Source organism: Gluconobacter sp. P1D12_c, from assembly GCF_018812105.1.
Taxonomy (GTDB): domain Bacteria; phylum Pseudomonadota; class Alphaproteobacteria; order Acetobacterales; family Acetobacteraceae; genus Gluconobacter; species Gluconobacter oxydans_A.
Window position 1 is genome coordinate 129,686 of sequence record NZ_JACSIQ010000002.1, and the last position, 20,028, is coordinate 149,713.

General features: G+C 51.2%; 17 protein-coding genes and 1 pseudogene. 6 read left to right on the plus strand and 12 right to left on the minus strand.

Annotation, left to right across the window (positions count from 1 at the left end; translation table 11 throughout):
• Window positions 1-187: 187 nt before the first annotated feature.
• From KP705_RS02545 to KP705_RS02555, 3 genes are all read left to right on the plus strand, one after another.
• On the plus strand, window positions 188-1,201 hold the full coding sequence (locus KP705_RS02545; protein WP_252348194.1) for a HupE/UreJ family protein: 1,014 nt from the start codon (window positions 188-190) through the stop codon (window positions 1,199-1,201).
• 272 nt (window positions 1,202-1,473) lie between these two features.
• Entirely contained in the window at window positions 1,474-1,893 is a 420-nt protein-coding gene (locus tag KP705_RS02550) for an SRPBCC family protein (RefSeq protein WP_046901784.1), read from the plus strand.
• Between the two features lie 51 nt (window positions 1,894-1,944).
• Window positions 1,945-2,556, plus strand: a complete 612-nt coding sequence (locus tag KP705_RS02555) for an NAD(P)H-dependent oxidoreductase (protein WP_215763954.1) — start codon at window positions 1,945-1,947, stop codon at window positions 2,554-2,556.
• A gap of 35 nt (window positions 2,557-2,591) precedes the next feature.
• Here the strand turns inward: KP705_RS02555 and KP705_RS02560 are convergent, their stop codons facing one another.
• The 10 genes and pseudogenes from KP705_RS02560 to KP705_RS02605 all read right to left on the minus strand — a co-directional run bounded on the left by KP705_RS02560 (window position 2,592) and on the right by KP705_RS02605 (window position 14,566).
• Complete coding sequence (locus KP705_RS02560; RefSeq protein WP_252348195.1) at window positions 2,592-3,797, minus strand: MFS transporter; 1,206 nt, start codon at window positions 3,795-3,797, stop codon at window positions 2,592-2,594.
• A 125-nt stretch (window positions 3,798-3,922) separates the two neighbouring features.
• Entirely contained in the window at window positions 3,923-4,879 is a 957-nt protein-coding gene (locus KP705_RS02565) for a BadF/BadG/BcrA/BcrD ATPase family protein (protein ID WP_215763955.1), read from the minus strand.
• Between the two features lie 56 nt (window positions 4,880-4,935).
• The gene (locus KP705_RS02570; RefSeq protein WP_215763956.1) at window positions 4,936-6,132 is read right to left on the minus strand and encodes a serine hydrolase; all 1,197 of its coding nucleotides are present in this window, start codon (window positions 6,130-6,132) and stop codon (window positions 4,936-4,938) included.
• 30 nt (window positions 6,133-6,162) lie between these two features.
• Window positions 6,163-6,918: a GntR family transcriptional regulator gene (locus KP705_RS02575; RefSeq protein WP_046902117.1), complete on the minus strand. Its 756-nt coding sequence runs from the start codon at window positions 6,916-6,918 to the stop codon at window positions 6,163-6,165.
• A 14-nt stretch (window positions 6,919-6,932) separates the two neighbouring features.
• Window positions 6,933-7,862: an N-acetylmuramic acid 6-phosphate etherase gene (locus KP705_RS02580; RefSeq protein WP_211513766.1), complete on the minus strand. Its 930-nt coding sequence runs from the start codon at window positions 7,860-7,862 to the stop codon at window positions 6,933-6,935.
• A 5-nt stretch (window positions 7,863-7,867) separates the two neighbouring features.
• Window positions 7,868-9,391 (minus strand): sodium:solute symporter, encoded by a 1,524-nt coding sequence (locus KP705_RS02585; protein WP_215763957.1) that lies wholly within the window; start codon window positions 9,389-9,391, stop codon window positions 7,868-7,870.
• A 204-nt stretch (window positions 9,392-9,595) separates the two neighbouring features.
• Complete coding sequence (locus KP705_RS02590) at window positions 9,596-11,962, minus strand: TonB-dependent receptor (protein ID WP_215763958.1); 2,367 nt, start codon at window positions 11,960-11,962, stop codon at window positions 9,596-9,598.
• 412 nt (window positions 11,963-12,374) lie between these two features.
• Window positions 12,375-12,989, minus strand: a complete 615-nt coding sequence (locus KP705_RS02595; protein ID WP_215763959.1) for a nitroreductase family protein — start codon at window positions 12,987-12,989, stop codon at window positions 12,375-12,377.
• Between the two features lie 27 nt (window positions 12,990-13,016).
• Window positions 13,017-13,742, minus strand: a pseudogene (locus KP705_RS02600) (ABC transporter ATP-binding protein).
• The gene (locus KP705_RS02605; RefSeq protein WP_080951523.1) at window positions 13,739-14,566 is read right to left on the minus strand and encodes an ABC transporter permease; all 828 of its coding nucleotides are present in this window, start codon (window positions 14,564-14,566) and stop codon (window positions 13,739-13,741) included. The pseudogene KP705_RS02600 and the gene KP705_RS02605 overlap by 4 nt, the downstream one beginning before the upstream one ends.
• Before the next feature lie 262 nt (window positions 14,567-14,828).
• On the opposite strand from KP705_RS02605, the gene KP705_RS02610 reads away from it, so the two are divergent.
• Window positions 14,829-16,001: an acyl-CoA dehydrogenase family protein gene (locus tag KP705_RS02610; protein WP_215763960.1), complete on the plus strand. Its 1,173-nt coding sequence runs from the start codon at window positions 14,829-14,831 to the stop codon at window positions 15,999-16,001.
• Window positions 16,002-16,146: 145 nt separating this feature from the next.
• On the opposite strand, the gene KP705_RS02615 is transcribed toward KP705_RS02610, so the two are convergent.
• Together KP705_RS02615 and KP705_RS02620 are read right to left on the minus strand one after the other, a co-directional pair.
• Window positions 16,147-16,761: a class II aldolase/adducin family protein gene (locus KP705_RS02615; RefSeq protein WP_235271843.1), complete on the minus strand. Its 615-nt coding sequence runs from the start codon at window positions 16,759-16,761 to the stop codon at window positions 16,147-16,149.
• A 117-nt stretch (window positions 16,762-16,878) separates the two neighbouring features.
• Window positions 16,879-17,964, minus strand: a complete 1,086-nt coding sequence (locus tag KP705_RS02620) for an LLM class flavin-dependent oxidoreductase (RefSeq protein WP_046901792.1) — start codon at window positions 17,962-17,964, stop codon at window positions 16,879-16,881.
• Window positions 17,965-18,100: 136 nt separating this feature from the next.
• Between KP705_RS02620 and KP705_RS02625 the strand changes: the two genes are divergently transcribed.
• The gene (locus KP705_RS02625) at window positions 18,101-18,985 is read left to right on the plus strand and encodes a LysR substrate-binding domain-containing protein (protein WP_052750087.1); all 885 of its coding nucleotides are present in this window, start codon (window positions 18,101-18,103) and stop codon (window positions 18,983-18,985) included.
• 111 nt (window positions 18,986-19,096) lie between these two features.
• Entirely contained in the window at window positions 19,097-19,639 is a 543-nt protein-coding gene (locus KP705_RS02630) for a flavin reductase (RefSeq protein ID WP_215763961.1), read from the plus strand.
• The last annotated feature ends 389 nt before the right edge of the window (window positions 19,640-20,028 follow it).

Consider the following 20,028-nt stretch of genomic DNA (forward strand, 5'->3'; position numbering starts at 1 on the left):
TGTTTTTCAGATCATCTTCTGCGTTAGTGGAAATATAAGAAAATCCATTCAAGTTATTGTTTTTGCGTTTTTATTTCTGATTGGTTTTCCTGCGTTTGCCGATCCGGAATCCATGACGAGAGTCCTGGTCTCGCTGGATCGGCCCGACACGGCTACGGTCATGATCGATATGGATCTGACAGTTCTTATGGGTGACCCTGCCAGATATTATGTGCTGGCGACTGGGCGCGGCTCACAACATGAGGCTGAAGTCAGATCTATCGCCCAGGCAATCACTAAGGCCTTACCGCTTTTCTCGGGTAATTCTCCCCTTCACGCCACTCTTGTGACCTACAATTTTTCTAGCAAGAGCCGGGATGAGTATATGGATCTGGCAGCCGACAAACCTGCTCATTTCCAGTTCGAGATCCCGCTTCCTGCCAATAATGGTCCGTTACAACTGCGTATTCCGCTTGGGGCTCAGATTGATTACCCGGTTGCCTATACGATTCAGCTTCCTGAACGGCATTTTACACAAACGCGCTGGCTCGATGCCGGGCAGCATGAGAGTGTTACCTTTGACTATAGGGGAAAGCTCCCCACGGGCCATGTCGATCAGCCTGCAAGTTTTGATCCGGACACTTTGTCATGGTGGCAACAACTTCCGGTTTATCTGAAGTTTGGGTTCAAACATATCGTCCCGGAAGGGACAGACCATATTCTCTTTGTTCTGGGGCTTTTCTTTCTTGGAATTAGCTGGCGCAAACTGCTGTCCCAAACAACGGTTTTCACAATTGCCCATGCCACCACATTGTTTCTCTCAACTTATGGAATTTTTGATCTTCCAAGCCGCTTTGTAGAGCCAGCAATTGCTTTGTCGATTTCGTTCATAGGTCTGGAAAACGTCTTTAGTCCAAAACTAGGGCGAATACGTCTGTTGGTTGTTTTTGCTTTCGGGTTGATTCACGGCTTTGGGTTCGCCAGCAGCCTGAGTGAAGTGCCCTTCCCTCATCGTGACTTCATTGCGGCTCTCATAGGCTTCAACTTTGGCGTTGATGCGGGACAGCTATTTATCATTCTCCTCGCAACACTGGCCGTAGGCGTTTTCAGAAACCGTCCGTGGTTCAGAAGACGAATTGCGATCCCTGCGTCGCTTCTTATCGCAGCAATTGGCCTATTCTGGGCTATTCAACGAATTTTAGCTTATCATTTGTTAGCCTGAGGATCAGCCACTTGCTGTGTCCCAGTCTTTGCAATGAAGAAACATGGGTATGGCCGATGACCAAGGCCTAGCATCACAAGGATGCTAAACTTTCACGGTTAGATTTCGTCTGTGAATTTTGTTCATAATTCATATGCAGAGATAGGCTATTATCGCACAAGATTGAGGGCTGCATACTGCACATCTGACGTAACCGAGCCGCAGCGAGGCCTCATGCTCTATCTTATGAACGGCATGGTTGCTCCCGACCGGCGAGCTGTAGAGATCAAAAGATGATTGAAGCAAACAGCGATGTAGATGTGGCGGTGAGCGCCGATAAGGCGTGGAGCCTGTTAGGCGGCTTCGATAATCTTCCCCTCTGGATCCCAATGATTACCAAGAGCTTCCTGGAAGACGGAGGTCGCGTTCGGCGACTGACGGCCAAAGACGGGTCTGTGATTGTAGAGCGCTTGGTCAGTTTCGATCAGCGCAAACGCACTTACACTTATGCCTATATCGAGGGGCCGGATCCGGTTGAAGACTACCTCGGGAAGGTCACAGTTACATCCCTCTCCCCTGAACGCTGTTGTATGAGTTGGGGAAGCCGGTTTAACCCGGTGGGAATAAGCAGCTCAGAAGCAGAAACGCGTTATCGCTCTGCTTATGCATCCGCCCTAAATCACGCAAAGACACTTCTGGAACAGGCGACGTAAGGTCCATTTCCAGTAAATTCCTATAACATTCCGGTTTTCAGGATAATTTTGATGAAAAATATTCTTCTTTTGAATGGCTCGAAAGCATTCGGCCACTCTCAGGGTCGTCTCAATGACACGCTCCATGAGGTTGCTTATGAAACTCTAAAAAGCGCCGGATTCGATATTCGTCAGACCAAAATCGACGCAGGTTATGATGTGCAGAGCGAGGTCGAGAATTTCCTCTGGGCCGATCTGATCATTTATCAAATGCCAGGCTGGTGGATGGGCGCGCCGTGGATCGTCAAGAAGTATGTCGATGAAGTTTTCACGGCTGGTCATGGCTCCCTGTATGCCAGCGACGGACGAAGCCGCTCCAATTCCAATCAGAAATATGGTTCAGGCGGCCTGATTCAAGGTAAGCATTATATGCTCTCCTTAACGTGGAACGCGCCGGAAGAGGCCTTTGAAGACCCCACTCAGTTCTTTGAAGGTAGAGGGGTCGATGCTGTTTACTTTCCTTTTCACAAAGCAAATCAGTTTCTGGGAATGAGTTCTCTTTCTACTTATCTGGCCACGGATGTCATCAAAGTCCCTGCCGTCGATAACGTCATACGGTGCTACCATGAACACCTTTCAAAAGTTTTGGGGTTTGTCCTTCCCGTAGCCAGCATTGATGCGTGAGAGAAAACAGTTTTGCTCTGGGGATGTGCTTGGTCTTATGAATTGTTCCAATTGCGCAGTTGGAGCAAAGTAGCCAAAAGTGCCAGGCACGCACCAAGAAGGACAATACCAGTCCAGCCGAATTTGGGCCAAACCATCATTGTCGCGGCGGAGCCAAGAGCTCCGCCAAGAAACATTGTTCCCATAAAAATGGTATTCAGGCGTGCTCGCGCTTCAGGCCGCAGGGCATAAACGATATGCTGATGGGACACGAGCGCGCCCTGAATTGCAAAATCCAGAACGATCACCCCAGCGACCAGACCTGGAAGCGAATTCCAGAGGCCGAAAATGCCCCATGACAGAAGTGTCAACATGGCCCCAAGAATAATCATTTTATGAGGGCCGTGTTGATCGGCAATCTTCCCGGCAATCGGGGCCGCAAGGATGCCAACGGCTCCGACAACGCCAAACAGACCTGCAGCGCCCGCCCCTAATCCGAACCGGGGTTCTTGCAGGTGAAGGGCGAGGATCGTCCAGAAGACGCTGAAAGCTCCAAACAGGAGACTTTGAGTGACTGCTGCGAGGCGTAACTGCGGAAACTCTTTCCAAAGGCCTGCAAGGGACGCAAGTAATTGCCCATAATGCATCTTCGAGTTCGGCTTACTGGTAGGAAGAACCCACGCCAACAAGGCACCTGTGCCCAGCGCGATCGGAGCACCGAGCCAGAACATCTCGCGCCACCCAGCATATGTAGCGACGACACCGGCCAAGGTCCGGCTTAGCAGAATGCCGCACAGGAGGCCTGCCATGACAATGCCGACAGTGTGACCGCGTCTTTCAGGAGAGGAAAGATGCGCGGCAAAAGGAACAATAAGCTGTGCAACAGTTGCGAGTGCACCAACCGCGACGGACGCCACAAGCAGGAGAGCTGCGTTGGGTGCTATTGCCGCAGCGGCAAGAGCAAGTGCGAGCAGAACAAACTGAAGAACAATAAGCCGTTTGCGCTCCAGAAGATCCCCGACAGGAACAAGAAGAAACAGTCCCGCGGCATAACCAAGTTGAGTGCCGGTTGGAATCATGTTTGTGGTCGAACCTGGCAGGTCACGCTTCATGATGCCAAGCATGGGCTGATTATAATAGATGTTCGCAACTGCGACGCCGGCAGCTACAGCCATGCTGAGCGTCAGAAATGCGGAGAGCGTGTTAGCGCTGTCAGGGCGATCAGCGTGGCTGGAGACGGTCGTAGGAGTTTGATTGCTCATGATACTCGTCCCTTACCACGCCCCTCAGCAGCATGGCGACAGGCTCCTTAAATCACAGGATTTTGCCATATTGTGCTGAGATACCGCATACTCATAGCTCACTCATCCCGGCCTCTGTTTTCTTTTCATGAGCTGATGCCCGCTAACCGCAAGGTTTCAGCTGTTTTACAAATCCAGCGTTCATCGGGATTCCATCCGGCCATTTGAGCGGCGTTGAGCAAAGCCCCACCTACCGGTGGCAGACGGGGCACCATGGGATCACCGTGATGAGCGGTTAGTGTCTCTCGAAGGAGACGACTTTGGAGAACTCCACCAGCATAGCTCCAGGGCAGAGATGGATCGGGAAATTTGCGCCTCGCAGCAGTGATATGAGCCCCCAGAAGAGCGGCGGCTTCAACCATTATACGCTGAGCTGGCACAATGCCCTGCTCAGCCAGATCTGAAACCGTTTTTGCCAGCGATGCCACTGATGCACGAGGATTTTCGAGGCGGCTGTACCATTCCATTAGTCCCGCATCATAAGGATGCGCGTTAGAAGATAACCCTAAAACATCAGCAAACGGTTCGAGGAATGCCCAATCTTTCTGATTGCGGCCATCTAACAGCATCGCCAGTAATGACAGCGCCTGTCGGCCAATCCAGAACGCACTGCCTTCATCGCCAAACAGGCTTCCCCATCCGCCAACGCGATCCTGTTCGCCTTTGCCATTGACGACCCATGCGACAGAGCCTGTTCCTGCCAGCAGAAGGACGCCGCCATGCCCGGCAAAGGCTCCGGTACAGGCAATATCCACGTCATTGGTAATATTGAAAATATGCGGGAAATTTGCCGCTACGACGTCTTTTTGTTTTCGGCCTGATGCCCGCGTCTCTCCGTAGCCCGCGAGCCCAACAGAGAGGGCTTTCGTGGTTGAGGGAAGACGGGACATCAAGGATATCAGGATGGACTGCCAGTCGACTTGATCGAAGGGGTTGGAGCCAGGAGCTCGTATAACAAGGCCTAGAGTGCCGTCTCGGTGGAGAACGACAAGCAGTGTTTTGGTGCCCCCGCCATCTATTGCGGCGATGCTGGAACAGGTCACGGATCAGTCCAATCAGACATGTCGTGCAACAGTCGTTTGAGCGCTCATCGTGTGGTTTAGGCTCTGTCGTAGAGCCCAAGCGCATGCGCGGCTTCCGTGGCAATATCGTATCGAAGTTGAGAGACATTCCCGCTCCCATTCGGGTGGACTCTGTTGGTCAGGATTAAGACGTATGAATCACTGACCGGGTCGATCCAGAGCGACGTTCCAGTGAAACCTGTGTGACCAAAGGACGTGTCAGAGAAAGAGCGGCCTCTGGGCGAGGAGTAATGGGTCGCAATATCCCATCCAAAGCCACGAAGTTCTGTTTTTCCTTGTGGTTGTTGTGGGGAGATCATCTGTTGCAGAGTTTTCCGCCGGAGTGGAAATGCACTCGGCCTGCCCGCAAGCCGATCCAGCAATGCTTGGGCGTACAGACACATGTCATGAGCGTCTGAGAAGAGACCTGCATGCCCGGCCACTCCGCCCATACGGCGCGCAGTCGGGTCGTGTACCACGCCACGAAGCATCATGCCGTGTTCATTATATTGTGTCGGAGCGATGATCATTTTGAGTGATGGATCAGGCAAATAGCCGGATTCCGTCATCCCCAAAGGGCCCAGAATTTCCTTTTGAACGTAGGCGTCCAAAGAAAGCCCGCTGACCTTCTCGACCACAAGTCCCAGCGTGATGAAGTTGATATCACTGTAAACAAATTTATCGGCTGGGGGATTGACCAGCGAAGAAGTCATCGCACGATGAACGGCTTCGGCTTTGCCATTCCACGCATCGTCCAAAGACAGGTCCGGTGGCAAGCCGGAATAGTGGGTCAGGAGCAGACGTATCGTGACAGGCGCTTTCCCATTCGCGGCAAAGGCGGGTAGATAACGGCTGACAGGTTCGTCCAGGCCCACTTGGCCCCGTTCGACAAGTTGCATGATAGACAACGCTGTCATGGTAGGCTTGGTCAAAGACGCCATATCAAAGCGTGTATCCCAGGTCATTGTTTCCCGATCCGGAACCAACGATCGGTTGCCGCAAACGTAACGATGTACAATCTGCCCCTGATGCCCGACTGCGAGAACAATCCCCGGGACCTCACCTTTTCGGACTGCTCGCTGAGCTACGGTATCTACTTGCAAGAACCTGTCGTCTGAAGATTGAGCACAAGCAGACAGGCCGCTACAGACCAATGTCGCGGTGCCCGTCAGAAAAGCGCGACGACTTGTAATAGCTGGCTTACGTCTGGACGATGAAGAATTTGGATTTGTCATCCTGCTTTTATCTCCTGAAAGACTACACGGTCAGTCACGCTCTGCTGATGTTCGGAGTTCCACGACAAAGTCATAGAGATCGGCGCGATAGCATGAGAATGTCACCTCAAGTATTCGCCCATCCGCCAAAAAAGATCTCCGTTCAATTTCAAGAATAGCACTTGGCTGCACAAGGTGCAGGAGCTCCGCCTCTTGAGTAGTTGCCATTCTGGCACGAATGCGCTGAAGTGCTCTGACTGGCAACAGGCCTCGCTCTTTCAAAGCCTCATAAAATGAATCTTTGACCAACTCGGGAGAGGCCAGATCCCTACGAGAAATAACGGCAGTCTCAATGGCCAGAGGTTCCCCATCTGCAGTTCTGATCCGCTTGAGGCGAAGCACGGGTGCGCCTGGGGCCATACCCATTGCCATTGCTTCGTCCGGGCTGGCTCCAGCCATGCGCTTACCTAGCCAGATTGAGCCGGGTTCATAGCCCCTCGCCCGCATATCTTCGGAAAAGCCCATCAAGGCAGAAAGGGGTTGTTGGATGCGTCGGGTGACAAAGGTTCCGGCACCCGGGCGTTGAGTTAGAAGTCCCGCATTTACCAGCTGCTCCAAGGATTTGCGGACTGTCACTCGTGAAACACCGGTGAACTCTGCAATTTCCCGCTCGGGGGGAACAGCATCTCCACCCTTAAGGGCTCCACTCTCAATCAGTTCCCTTAATTGCTCAGCAAGTTGCAAGTAGAGAGGCTTGCGATTTGCGGGATCAGGCCTCAGTGCAGCGAACAGCTTTTGTGAACTCATCACGTGCATGAAAATTACTCGTGTTCCTGGCGGGACGTAAGGGCAGCGCGCAAATTACCTTCGTGGGCAACAAGAGCACTTTCGGCGTCGTCAATTGTCATGCCAGACCGAACAAGCACGGCTCGCTTGACGTTTTGACCACTCACTGCAAGCGCATCAGCGATTTCCGCTAAGGTTCCGCCCGCTAACAAGTGCACCATTTGTGCTGCTCGTCTTTCCAGTTTTGCATTGACGACGCGCATGTCTACCATCTGCCCCTTGTAGCAATGACCCATCTGAATCATGAGCGTAGTGGACAGAAGATTTAGAGCCGCTTTTTGTGCCGTTCCAGCCTTCAAACGCGTTGACCCGGCAATAACTTCAGGACCCGTGACGATACTGAGACCCATCTCTGCTTCCCTGAGAAGTCGACCGGCCGGATTGGAGCTTATGCCGACAGTCAGCGATCCCATTTCTCTGGCGGCTGCAATCGCGGCACACGTGTAGGGTGTTGCACCACTTGCTGCGATCCCTAGGACAACATCATTCGGCCCTGGAGTATGAGACAATATCTCGGCACGAGCCGTGTCCTCGCGGTCTTCCGCTCCTTCCACAGCTTCGAAAAGCGCTTTGGTCCCTCCGGCCAGCATGAGAACCAGACGCTCAGGCTCCCACCCAAACGTGGGTGTGAGTTCCACACCGTCCTGAAGTCCGACACGCCCAGACGTACCGGCACCCACGTAAAAAAGGCGTCCTCCTGCCCGTAGCCGAGGAAGCGCCGCAGCGACGATTTTCGCAATTTGCGGGACAGACGTTTTAACAACTGCTGTTGCGGACATCTGGGCTTCCGCCAGTGCGTCCAGAATGGAACTGGCCGGCCAAAGGTCAACGTCGACATAACGGGGGTCCTGAGATTCCGTGCCAGAAGAAACCTTTAAAAGGTTATTGGGGTCCTTGATGGCCATGATTGTCAGTCCTTTGAAGTATCGGGGGCAGACGGAAAGTGTTGGAGCCCGCCTTTTGTGAACATTATTGAAATAGATCCCGATATGAGCATCAGGGTAATTCCTAACGGAACTAACCAGGGAAAAGCCACGTGCCAGTTATAATACTGTAATGCCCCCATCATGACGGCCATGCCTGCCAGAGAAACAGAAAATCCCGTTAACGCATCTTTCAAGCGTGCTGATGGATACAGCATTCCAAACAGGAAGGTGCCTAGTGTTGGCCCATAAGACCATCCTGCGACTGTTAAGCCCAGAATGACCGCTGATTGTCGGCTTCCTGTGAACCACAGCGCAGTCAAGACAAGGGCAAGGCTGCCCACCAACGTTAATACCCTCGGTGCGAACAGCTTACCCTGCCCTAAATTTAAGCGTGTTTGGCACGTCTGAAGGACACGTGCAGGTAAAGGGCCAAAATCGGTTAAAACAGCACTCGCCATTGCGTTAAGTGTAGATGATAGCGAACCCATCGTCGCGCTGAGTACACCTGCCAGGAGCAATCCGCCTAATCCTGCCGGTAGCCCTGAAACAATAAAAGTCGGGAAAAGGTCGTCAGGAGAATGCAGCCCCAGAGACACGAGAGAGGTGCCTCCGTTGCGTATCCAGAGTTGCACGCCGATCAGGGACAGGATCCCAAACAAAAACGCGATAACAAAAGCACTTCCCATCAATGCAAAGCGCGCATCTCTCAAGCTTCGTGCTGCCAGAAGGCGCTGAACCATGAGTTGGTCCGTTCCGTGAGAGGCAACTGAGAGAATAGCCCCTCCGACTAACGCAGCTAACAGCGTAAAAGGATCAGACACCAAGTTGCCCATAGTCATATGATGAAAAGGTGCCAGATGCCCTGATCTCCAAGCACTGGACCAACCTTCAGGAGAGATCTCGTTATTCAGCAGTACAGCACAGATGACTGCGCCAAAAAGATAAATGCACAGCTGAATAGTATCAGACCACACGACCGCGCGAAGACCACCCATCATCGTATAAGTCAGTGTAAATACCATAATGATGCCTATGACTAAGGCGCGATTTATGCTGATCCCTTCATGATCAAGCATCCAGATGAGTGGGATAAGCCCTGCCGATAAACGAACGCCTTCCGCAAGCAGTCGCGTTATCAGGAATGCGGCTGACGCGGCTCGCTGCAATCCAGGACCGAAGCGATGGCCCAGATACTGGTATGCACTCGTCATGCGGCCTTGTGCATACAGCGGTAAAAACCATATGGTCACGATTAAACGGCCAATAAAATATCCTGCCGCGAGCCCCAGAAACACCATACCGCTTCCATAACTTACTCCCGGAATACTGATGAATGTCAGGGTTGAGGTCTCGGTAGCGACCAAGGACAGGCAGATTGCCCACCACGGCAGGTCATGGGCTGCTGAGAGAAAATCTCCGGATGACTTCTTTCGGCGTGAAAGCGTGATCGCCAAGACAGGCAGCGCAATGAGATAAGCACAGATTACAGCAATATCGGCAAACTGCATGAATGTTCCCTCGTAGACCTCAACTGCCATAAAACCTTAATAATACCAAAACAATACCTGATAACTCACTCCTGCCCTTTGCCTCAGATATAGAAGCACCCATTCAGGCTCTACTTTAGATCTCTGTTTAAAATTGCTTATGCGATGGATGAGCGCTTGGGATAGTCCTGAACTATTACCAGAGCACTCATTTTCTCGCGTGTTTCAAAAACCAGAGGAGACCGAGACAATTCCTGCAAATCCGCCTGCTACGTTGTACGTTGGTGCACTGGCGGCGATCGCTGTGCCATACACCCCTGTCGTGGCATGAGCGTTCGTTGCAACAGAATACGTTGAAGAGAGGTAACCCTTGTTACCAAGCCCAAGATTAACTAAATTCAGCTGAATTTGGGGGCGATGCAGGAAGCCAACAGACTTAAATCTGTAGCCGAAATTCATATTCAGAGTTTCATATGCTGGCATCTTCTCATCGTTCATGAATGTGGAATACTGACTTCCAACATAGTTGAACAAAAGGCCACCAAAGGCGCTGCCATTGTCATACAAAATTCCGACGGATGCTGTGAATTCCGGCGTATTAACAGCCAGTTTTCCCTTGGTTCTCAGATAGTCACCGCTGGACGCTCTCAAGTTATTATCGATCGTCGCGTGGATATACTGTCCGGAGATATATGGGCTGAAATGATGCCAAGGCTTCAATCCCAGTTCAATAGTTGCTCCGCGAGATGTTTGTCCACCGCCATTGATGGATGAACTCACTCGCGTTCCGCCCACAACTTCTGTCGTAGAAACCTGACGGTTTGTAAAATTATAATTAAATAGGGCAATATTGACGTTTACGAAGCCATGGTGGCGATATCCAAGCTCTTCAGAAATTGCGTATTCCGGCTTTAGATTTTGCGCATGGCCACGCGTTTGTTTGCCAGTGGCGACGCTGATAAAATCAGCGTAGCTCGGCCAACCCGCGGGTTCGGCAAAGCCCGTTGTTCCGTTAACGAAAATTTGGTCATTCGGTGTGATCTGATAACTTGCCATCACTTGAGGAAGCGGCACGGCATCGCTATTGCCGTTTCTGTATGACGGTAGGCCAGGCATGATTTGAGTCAGCTGCCTCGTAATCATGCTTTCTTTGAATGCGGCAGAAAGCTTTAAGCGGTCATTTAGCGCACTATATTCATCGACAATGTACGCCGTATTTGTCTGCTGCATAAAGTTGATATTGTAACTGTGCAGCACGTCTCCCGTCGCAGAAACAACCGGGTATTTTCCAGACATGCTGGCGATACTACCGTTCGCATCCGCCGCAGCATATGTTGCAGCTTCGGGCTGCGCAAAATATGCGTACCAGTACCCGACCGTTAGAGTATTGTGACCATGTTTCCATGACAACGAGGCATTGAGCCCGGCATTGTTTTCTTTGAACGTGTCCGTAATCGAAACGGGGAAAGAACCGTTATAGGATGGGGATACGCTCAGGTTCCCGGCTGGAATGTTTCCGTAATAGCTGCCAGTGTTGCTCAGACTGCTACCGACGTCTCCATACCCGTCGGAATGCATGTAATAAGGGGTCAGGTGGGCAGTTAGTTGATGTCCCAAGTCAAAATGCATCGGAGCGCCGATCGTGATGGCGTTTCGGACGTTCTGCTGGAAACGGTAATAATTGGCGCTGCCTGGGATATAGTCCTTTTCCCAGTTAAAATTGGTACCGTACTGCTTCCACTGAGTCAGTGTCGGGAAGCGCGGATAGAAACTGGTCGTGGTGTTGTATGAAACCAGTAGTTCCGCCCCGCTATGTCCCCACTCTTTTACGGTCTTATTGTCCATATGGTAGCGGGTTGTGTAGCCCGGACCGCGCCAGTCTTCTGCATGCGTATGGGAAAAAGATGCATAGGATCGGATGCCGGTATGCCCGATTTCTCCGCTATCTATCCGAAAAAATTCACGGTCCAAGCTGTAGGACCCGCCGCTGAAGTCTGCATAGCCACCGGCATGATCTGAAGGCGTTCGTAAGGTCTGTGTCAGTTCGCCACCGACAGCATTATACAACGGAGATGTAGGTGAAGCTGAACCCTGCGTCAGGTCTACGCGAGCCAGATTTTCATTATCTACGTTCTGCGTTGTGTAAAGCTTGTAATTCGACGGGTCCGCAGCAGGAATTCCGTCCATCAGATAGCCAATTTCAGTTTGTGCCATCCCTCGAACCGTAAGGTTGATGCGTTGATCATCAAGTCCGAGTGGATCATTTCGCCCGACGGCCACGCCCGGCATGCTGGCAATCATAGATGCGGTATTCTGCGTCGGCGGCTGATGCGCAATAAAGTCTCGAGTAAAGGCGCTCCGGGCCTTGGGTACAGTCTGAACAGGCATCATACCCGCTCCTGCCGAATGCCCGCTCGCTCCATCGGGAGCATTCTTCGCCGTGACCTTTACTTCTTCAGCGTCACCCGAAGCGGAAATGGATTTTTCTTTTTTATTTTCGGATGCAGCCTGCGCCGTAGATTTTGCCTCTACGGAAGCTGTTGCCCAAACGGCACACCCTACCCCTAGCATAAGAACCTTACGATAACGCATCGTTCTCTCTCCCAAGCCTCAGCCCGCCATAGGTAAACCATGAATAATACCTTTCTAATACCTATTAATTACGATTGTAAACCGATTCTGCTTTTGACTCCTTGGTGCTGAATTTTTTTTGCCATAAGAGGGAATATATTTTCATTAAAACCTCAAAAGAACAAATTCATGAGGATAATAAGGCAATTTATCAATTGATTTTAATAACGCTTAGCATATATACCTCTCTTAATTTCGTGCACAGTTCTATAATGTTGGTGATATATATTTTTATATAACAGATTTATAGTTATAGAATTTTTATGATTATGCTTTTCGAATTAATATAGAAAAGCATAATCAATTTTTAAACTATAAGAGACATATGTCGCATACTAGCGGAATACCCCTCACAAGAGGTAACGCATAGTGATCAGTCTTCAGATTTTTCCGACGCGTTGAAACGCCCTTCAAACGCCAGTTCGTTAAGACTAGCCCGGCTGGAGGGCTGTTCACGTTTCCGCAGTTCCTCTGAGAGATTCTCTGCACTTGCCTGCTTTCCAATGACCAAAGCTGCATGAAGCTGATAGTCTTCCGGCAATTCCAGGCCTGCATGGGCGAGATCATGATCAAAGCCACTGATAGGATGAACGGCCCACCCGGCTTGAGATGCTTGTAACTGAACAAGGACAGAAGCCGCACCCGTATCGAATGCGGGCGTCCTCAGAGGAGATGGCTCGCCAGTTCGACTTGAGATGGTAATCGTTCTGGATGCGACAAACACGATAGCCGATGCGTTTTCTGCCCATGACCGGTTAAACGGGATTAACCACGATAGAAAACGGTCCCATTCTGGCGTGTTGCGCCGAGTATAAATGAAACGCCACGGCTGACTATTATACGCTGAAGGTGCCCACCGTCCCGCATCGAGAAATGCCAGAAGATCCTGAGGATCAATATCTACCGGACTAAAAGACCTTGGAGACCAGCGATTAAGGATGAGCGGTTCGACAGATGAATGAGCGGTGCGCTCAGGAGCGGTCGTCATAAATATAGCCTTTTTAAACAGAAACGCTCATACGCCATGAACACCCAGCGCATTGAGCAAGGTTGTCCGGAGAGCCTCAAAACCACCGTCGGAGTGTTTTCTCGGCCGTGAAAGAGGGATTGGAAGATCGACCCGGATTTGCCCCTGTTCGAGCACAACGGCTAGATCTGCAAGTAGCAGCGCCTCATCCACATCATGTGTGACAAGAAGAACAGCGCAGCCATGTTTCTTCCAGGGGTCGACGACCAATTGCTGCATTTTCAGGCGTGTGAGTGCGTCAAGGGCCGCAAAGGGTTCATCCAGCATGAGAAAGGCAGGTTCCCGCACAAGTGCCCTGGCCAGGGCAGCCCGCTGCGCTTCACCACCGGAAAGGGTCGCAGGCCATGCATTGGTTCGATGTGACAGCCCCACTTCTTCCAAAACGACTTCGGCACGCTGTCTAGTACCCGCATCTTCCTGGCCTAGAACAATATTTTTTCAGACCTTTTTCCAAGGCAGCAGCCGGGATTCCTGGAAAACGACCGAAACGCGTTGCGGCCTGGTCACAATGCCCTCTGTCACTGGATCAAGTCCTGCAAGTGTTCTCAGGAGAGTTGATTTTCCTGAGCCGCTATGTCCGAGCAACGCTACGAATTCACCTGGAGCTATGGCCAGATTGAGCCTATCCAACACGGGAGGGCCGCCGTCGAAGCGCTTTGTCAGTTGTTGGATGCTAACCGCTGCCTCTTGTGGAGCAGTTTTCAAAGCAGTCATGTCGTGCGCTTCTTTTCATTGCTGGGACGCCAAGCCAGAAATATGGCTTCCAGAAAGCGGATAATTTGATCTGACAGCAGACCGAGTACCCCGTAGACGAGAAGCCCGACCAGAATGATATCCGTGCGCATGAAGTCCTGCGCATCCATCATCATATGACCAATCCCGCTTTCGGCATTCACCTGCTCTGCAACCACAAGCATCATCCAGGAAACCCCTACGGCTGTCAGGAAATCTGGTAGCGCTCCCGGTAAAAAAATGTCCCTGATTGTCTGCCAGCGCGACAGGCCTAATGTGGACCCCATCTCCAGAAGTTTAGGGTCAATGGGGCGAATTCCACTGTGAAGATTCAGATAGATCGGAAATATGGCGCCTAGCGCGACGAGCAGAATTTTAGGCGTTTCACCAATTCCAAACCACAGGATGAATAACGGAACCAGCGCCAGCGCAGGAAGGGTACGTAATATCTGTAGGGGCGCATCGACAATGTCCTCACCTACTTTGAATAGGCCTGAGATAAGAGCCAGCAAGACGCCTAAAATGAGAGCTAGCCCTAACCCGCTGGCAGCCCGCAGAAGGGAGACACCAAGATTATATGGCAATGTTCCGTCACGGGTGAGCGCCCATCCTGTGACAGCTATCTGAACAGGAGATGAGACAAGTCGCGTTGACAAGAAACCTGAGGAGCACGCTGCCTGCCAGCAACAGACCAAAAAAACGGGGGACGCGTATCTCCGCAAAGACGCAAGGCTTGCAAACGACAATGGCCCTTTTGGAACTTCGGTGGCGCTTCGCGTCTCGGTCAAGACGACGGTGTCTGACATTGGCTTGCTCCACAACCGAAAGAAGCAATGATTGTTTCAACTCTGCGCGGAGATGTCAGATGAATATTCTAAATGTGAGAATTTTACAGGACTTGACGATCGTCACGCGACCTTTTCTGTCCGACACGCGGGCGTGTGCAGCTTTTGTAACGGGATAATCCAGAAAGAAGAGCGTGTGTTGTGCGGGATATTTTCAGCCCTCGGTTTCCGTGTCCCGTCAAAGATGTTGTAATCTCGGCCAGACTGAGATCGGAGATCCCCCATGGGTGACGAGCCATTTTTAGAGCACTGCCTCTCAGAGGGCGTGGACGAGGTTCTCAAAAAGCTCATTCCATTGTTCGAAGAGCGGGCTGCGCGGTATGACCGGAGTGGCAACATTTCTCTCGAGAACCTTCAGGATCTTCAAGATGCGGGTTTTTTATCGCTCGCTCTTCCCAGAAGCGCAGGCGGCCAAGAGATATCACTGAGAACGATAACCAGGATTGTCGGACAGATCGCGCAAGGAGATCCGTCAACTGCTCTTATTCTGGCAATGCAGTATCTTCAAACTGCAGCTTTTGCTCATTCGTTCGAGTGGTCGGAAGAGGTCAAACAGGAGTTATTCGAGAGCGTCCTTCAGGAGGGGGCGCTCATCAATGCTCTGCGTGTAGAGCCGGAGTTAGGAACGCCTGCCAGAGGCGGTTTGCCAGCTACGACTGTCAGTCAGCGCGGACAAACCTGGTGCATCAGCGGCTGCAAAATCTTCTCAACAGGCTCGACTGCTCTGCAATGGGGAATTGTCTGGGCCAAAACGGACGAGACTGACCCCAAGGTTGGTCCTGTCCTGGTTCCGCTGGACCTTCGAGGTGTCCGCATTGAGAAAAGCTGGCACCAGATGGGTATGCGCGCGACCGGAAGCCATACGATCATCTTTGATAATGTGGAAATTCCAGAGCGATACCTTGGTCTGCTCTCAGCGTCTGCGTCAAATGAGGGGCGCCCTACTGTAGCTATCGCCAGTTGGCATGCCCTTGTTATTGCTTCGCTGTATAATGGTATTGCTGTGGCGGCCCGTAATTGGCTGATTAACTTCCTGCACCAGCGCGTCCCTTCTAATCTAGGGGCGGCTCTAGCGACTTTGCCGCGGTTCGAGGTTCTTCTTGGCGAAATCGACGCACTGCTCCTTTCTAATGCCGGCCTCATCGACCAAGCCCTTCAGCTCCAAGAGCAAGGTATGGAAATCACCATACTGGCGGGTTTAACCAAGCACTCGGTCACTGAGAACGCCATCCTTGCCGTGGGTAAGGCGGTGGCAGCCATTGAGAATCCTGGTCTAAGCCAAGATAATCCTTTGGAACGCCACTATCGAAACGTGCTATGTGGGCGAATTCATACGCCTCAGGGAGATAGTGCTCTTCTGGCGGCTGGCCGCGAAGCACTGAAAAAACAAAACTAGATTTGTTGGAATCGTTTGGGTCAGTCAAAAAGGTCAGGCTCAAGGGCCACAATCCAGTCCCACAGGGGCTGAAACGAGTAATAGGCACCTTCTACGCTCCCCACTTGCCCGGCAGTCAGTCGTGCAATGTCTGGTGCGATGAGTTTTAGAGGGCCAGCAGCCTGTGCCAGAAGCTGTGTGTGTGTGCAGCGTTATCCATGGCCAAAAACCACCAGGCTACGGCTTCCACGGTAGGTCCTGCGGTCAGAAGACCGTGGTTTTGCAGTATGAGGGCTTTTTTGCTGCCCAGAGTTCGCGCAAGGCGATCGCCTTCTCCGTCATCCAGAACAACCCCGCTGAAAGGATTGAAGATTGCATGATCTTCATAAAACGAGCAGGCATCCTGAGTGATCGGAAGGAGTTCGGTTCCCAAGGCGGCGGAAAAGGCCTTTCCGTATGTCGAGTGGGTGTGGGCTGCAGCAATGATGTCTAATCTGGCACGGTGAAGCGCAGAATGAATAGTGAATCCAGCCGTGTTGATAGGTTGCTCTCCAATCAGGATATTGCCGTCATGGTCTACCAACTGAAGATCCGAAACCCGGATTTGCGAAAAATGGACAGCGAGGGGGTTGATCCAGTATCGATCTGGAAACTCCGGATCTCGCGCGGTAACATGGCCAGCCAGGCCTTGATCGAATCCATATCGACTGAATAATCGAAATGTCGCGGCTAAGCGCTGTTTTCGATGAAGACGTTCTTCTTCAAAAGTTTGTGCGGGTATCCGAAGTTGGAGGTGGAAATTTTTTTAATAATTCCATTTGAAGAGCTGCTAATATTTTGGGATCCAGTAACCATTATTATTTTCCCGCATTGAAATAACTTCGTCTATTTTTTAAATTTACAGCCTCGTCTCACCGGTGAGGCGATCTTCTTTTTCAATCAAGGTATGCACTCTGGGTAAAAGATCCCGGCCATATTCATAAGCATCCATGATTGGATCAAAACCCCGGATCAAAAATGTCGAGATTCCCAAGCGATAATAATCAAGAAGCGCATCAGCAACCTGATCTGGCGTTCCGACAAGGGACGTTGAATTTCCTTTTGCCCCTGTCAGAGCAGCAAGGCCGGTCCACAGGCGCTTATTTAGCCGCACCCCTTGCTCAGCCGCTGCTAATAGTCGACGGGACCCCTCATTTGTAATGCATGTGGCCCGGGTGTAACCCGTCTCCTTCTGAAGAGACCGGGCTTTGGCAAGAATATAGTCCGCTTTGGCCCAAGCCTTCTCTTCTGTATCTGCTAGGATGGGACGCAACGACAGCGAAAAACGAATGGTCCGTCCAGTCTTATCCACAATAGCGCGTACGCGCGCGATGGTCTCTCGTACTTGCTCGTACGTTTCTCCCCAAAGTGCATAGACATCTGCCTGCTGTCCGGCGACGGCTTCGTCTGAAGAGCCCCCAAAATAGATTGGGATCGTGTTGCCCTGATAAGGCAATACGCGTAATTGACCGCCATTCACGCGATAAAATTGGCCCTGATAATCAAAGGGGGAATGACTGCACCATTCTTGTCGTAGGATTTCTATATATTCGTGCGTCCGTGCGTAACGCTCAGCTTTGGTCGTATGGTCTCCGTCAGCCTGGAGCTCAATATTGCTTCCTCCGGTGATGATATGCACGTCGGTACGACCACGGCTGATGTGATCAAGGGTTGCGAACTGTCCGGCTGCAAGCGTGGGAGCTGTGAAGCCAGGACGATGCGCGACCATGAGTCCAAGATGCTCTGTCGTGGCTGCAATGTGCTGTGAAAGCAGAATGCTGTCAGGAGAGTTTGAATGGCAGGCAACCAGAACCCTGTCGAAACCAGCTGCTTCATGTGTTTTTGCCGCAGCTTCAACGTGAGCAAGATCAATGATTGGGCCATGAGCCGGAATGATCTCTGAATGATTGCGACTGCCAACAAAGCCGGTGAAATCCACGGGCACGTCACAGCCTCCTTAAAAAACTATATTATATTGTTGTATTGACAATATACACTTTTTGTACGTCATGACTCAAGTGAAAAATATAAATACAACTATATAATATGGTTTTATGGCTTGTTCGCCTTGGAGTGTTGCTATGTCCACCCCTTCTCTGCCCCAGCGCATGGCACGCAATGTTCCGACTGAGCTTCTACGTTCTTTTGTTGCAATCGTTGAAGCTGGTTCCATGGCTCAGGCGACCGAAACCATTTTTCTGACTCAGTCAGCTTTAAGCCTTCAGATGAAGCGTTTGGAAGACGTGCTTCAACAAAAGCTGTTCAGACGTGATGGACGAAAGCTGGTTCTGACGCCTGCGGGTGAAGAATTGGTGGCATATGCCAGGCAGCTTCTCACCCTCAATGACCGCATCATGCATAAACTTGGGCATGTTTCTGATCCTGAGCCGATAACCGTTGGGATGGTGCAGGACTTTGCCGACACGCTCCTGCCGGATGTGTTGGCGCGTTTTCGACTGGAACATCCCCGGTGCCGTCTGACAATCCGCGTAGGCGGGTCAGTGGAGTTGCTGGAGATGTTTGACCGTTCGCGGCTGGATATTGTCCTGTGCCTTGGCCAACATGGCGATCGTCCCAATTCGAGTTGGCGTATTGTCGGGCATGATAAAATGGTTTGGATAGGAGATCCCAGCACTTTGGATCAGCCTGAGATTCCTCTGGTTTTGCTAGAGCCGCCCTGCCGCTTCAGGGACGCCGCACTCGGAACCCTAGCGAAGGCGCGCCGTGATTATCGCATCGTTCTCGAAACGCCACACCTTCCAGCCATGCGTGCCGGTGTCCGGAGCGGCTTGGGCGCCAGTTGCCGAACGCGTCGCTTTGCTGCTGCGGAGGGACTTTCTACTCTTCCTGCCGGATTACTTCCCGAAGTCCCCGAAATCGAGACAATTTTGATTCAAAGAAACGGCCTGCCCGATGCGGCTCAAGATCTGGCGGAGCTACTTGTGCAGGCAGCTTCTGACCAATGAGCAAAGCCGAAGGGCCACAGACAGCGGGCTTTTTGGTGCGTCGTGAAGCCCTTACCAATTTCTTCGGCAGATATGCCGTCCTGAACCCTAAAGCTAGTAAAGGTAGTTTTTATGTCACTTAACCCTGCCGCCGCGTTGTTTCCCGAGCACAGTTCTTCCCAGGTTAGTCAGGAAGAGTTTCGCGAGGCAATGAGCCTACTTGGAGCACCAGTCGTTCTGGTTACGACAGACGGCCCTGGTGGACGCCAAGGACTTACGGTTTCAGCCATTAGTAGCGTCAGCGATACCCCGCCGACAGTGCTTGTCTGCCTGAATCGCAGCAATCGATCGCATCAGTCTTTTTTGCAGAACGGTATTGTAGGAATTAGTGTGTTGTCGCCAAATCACAGCGATCTGGCACGCGTATTTGCGAGCCGGTCTCTTGATGCTCAAGAGAAATTTTCTCACGGCACGTGGGAAATTGGTGAAACTGGTGCTGCGCTTTTGTCAGACGCTCTTGTAACGCTTGATTGTGTGATACGAACAATACATAGCGCCGGAACACATGATGTGCTCTTTTGCGAAGTTCAGTCCATATACAACAACCCTGAAGCCGAACATGGCCTTACATGGTTTTCTCGTGACTTTCATCACCTGCCGATCAAGAAACAGTAAGAGCTATCAAGGTCATTTCTAACGCGCTCCCGTACTTGCGACACGCGCATATTGCGGGGATGCGTTGGATAAAATCCAAGAAAAAATTTTCCGATAATATTACTGATAACTTATATTTTCCAAAATAAATATAAGCATTAAATGGATTATTTATAACATCCATTATGCACAAGGTTATGTATGCCATGTATCCAAAATTAAACTTAAAAATCGCAACTCGCCCCAGCATAATAGCACCTTTTTTCTACAAATTTTTCGGGCCCACCTGAAGGAATGGGTACCTTTAGCCGTTGTAGTAGCGTTTCTTTTCGATGAGATGTCCGTAATATGTCAGCTTAGAAATGCCATACCTTTCAAACATCCAACGGGACTTGATGGATTGAAAGGCA